Origin of the sequence: Nocardiopsis halotolerans DSM 44410 (genome assembly GCF_000341065.1) — a bacterium.
Taxonomy (GTDB): domain Bacteria; phylum Actinomycetota; class Actinomycetes; order Streptosporangiales; family Streptosporangiaceae; genus Nocardiopsis; species Nocardiopsis halotolerans.
This window is the reverse complement of sequence record NZ_ANAX01000311.1, coordinates 1-1,517: the sequence shown is the minus strand read 5'-3', so window position 1 is coordinate 1,517 and position 1,517 is coordinate 1. Positions and strand designations below refer to the sequence as shown.

The 1,517-nt window shown below is 78.2% G+C and carries 1 protein-coding gene and 1 pseudogene; both read left to right on the top strand.

What is annotated here, in order from left to right; all coding sequences use genetic code 11:
- A pseudogene (locus D455_RS31410) lies at positions 1 to 1,174 on the top strand (hypothetical protein); the annotation flags it as partial.
- Positions 1,171 to 1,517: RAMP superfamily CRISPR-associated protein (locus D455_RS31405; protein WP_040685066.1), on the top strand; the 347-nt coding region annotated here is incomplete at its 3' end. The pseudogene D455_RS31410 and the gene D455_RS31405, both read left to right, overlap by 4 nt.

The following is a 1,517-nucleotide window of genomic DNA, read 5'->3' as shown; positions in this document are numbered from 1 at the left end:
CGGCGGCGTCCGTGTGCCCCCCGCCGACCCCGACCGGCTCCTGTACCCGGACCGGGTCGAACCCACGGGCGCCCGCTCCTGGGCGGCCGGAACCCCCGTCGACCTGCTCCTGCTCTCCCCGGCGCTGCTGGTCGGCGCCGACGGCCAGGCCCGCCCCGGGGACCTGGTGCCCGCCGTGCTCGACCTCCTGGACCAGCGCCTGCCCGACACCCGCGCGCACGTCCTCGCCAGCCACGTCGAGGCCGAACTCGTGGGCGCCTACCACCGCGGCTACCACGGCCCCATGGCCCAGCGCTGGGCCGCCAGCCCCGGCGCGGTGGTCCGCCTGCGCCTGGACCGCGATCTGGACACCGCGCGGGTCCGCGACCTCGAGGCCCACCCCCTGGGCGAACGGGTCGTGGACGGCCACGGCCAGTTCACCCTGCTGTCCCCGCCCCCTCCCGGCCCCGAGCCCCTCGCACCGGTGGCCGTCCCCCTCGCCGGTCGGCCACCGGGCACCGTCGCCCTTCCCGACGGCCGTGCCGTACCCGACGTGCCGTTCCCGTTCCCGCTCCCGGAAGGCCAACCGCGCGACCTCCACGACGCGCTCCTGTGGAACGCCGCCGCCCAGCCCGTCCGCGACCACGCCCGCGCCCTGGTACGGGCCTCCGCCCGCTGGCTCGGCCCGCTCACCCCCAGCCTGCTGGGCCGTCTGCGCGAGGTCGTCGCCCATCCCCACCACACCCCCGGGGACGCCCTGTCCGCCCTCGGTCGCGCCGTCTCGGGGCGCCCGCCCGAGCACACGGGTGCCACCGGAGCCCACAAACCCCTGCACGACCGCGCCGTACGCGCCCTGGCCCGGGCGCGCCTGGCCCGCCCCGGCCGTGCCCGTACCGTCACCGTCCAGTCCTGGCTGGGGCGCGTGTCCGGCGACACCGCCGCGTGGTGGCGCGACAACCGCCCCGATCCCGGGCACAGTCCCGCCTACGCCCGGGCGATCGCCGCCGTGGACCTCTCCCTGCCGGACGGACTGCCGCCCGGTGAGTGTCCCGGCGGTCTCTCCGACCACGCCCGGGACTGGGAGCACCGTGCCGCCGCCCGCCTCACCCTGCTCCTGGTCTCCTCCTGGCTGGCCGAAGCCGCACGCGTGCTCGGCACCGAGGGGGACCGCACCGCCGGGGGAGGCCCCGGGTGAGCGGCGGAGCGGCCGGGCCCGGGCTGCTCTGGGAGATCACCCTCCGGCTGTGCCTGCTCTCCGACACCCACGTCGGCGCCGCCCGGGCCACGCCCCGCCACGCCGCCGAGAGCGACGTGGACCTGCACGTGGACCGCGATCCGGCCACCGGTGTGCCCCGCCTGCGCGCCACCACCCTGGCCGGACTGCTGCGACACGAACTCGCCGCCCGCACCGGCGATCCCGACGGTGTCCGCGAGCTCATGGGCTCGGCGGAGCCGTACACCGGACGGGAGGCGTCCGCGACGAGCGCCCTGGACGTGGACGACGCCCTCGCCGAACTCCCCGAGGGCACCACGGTCGC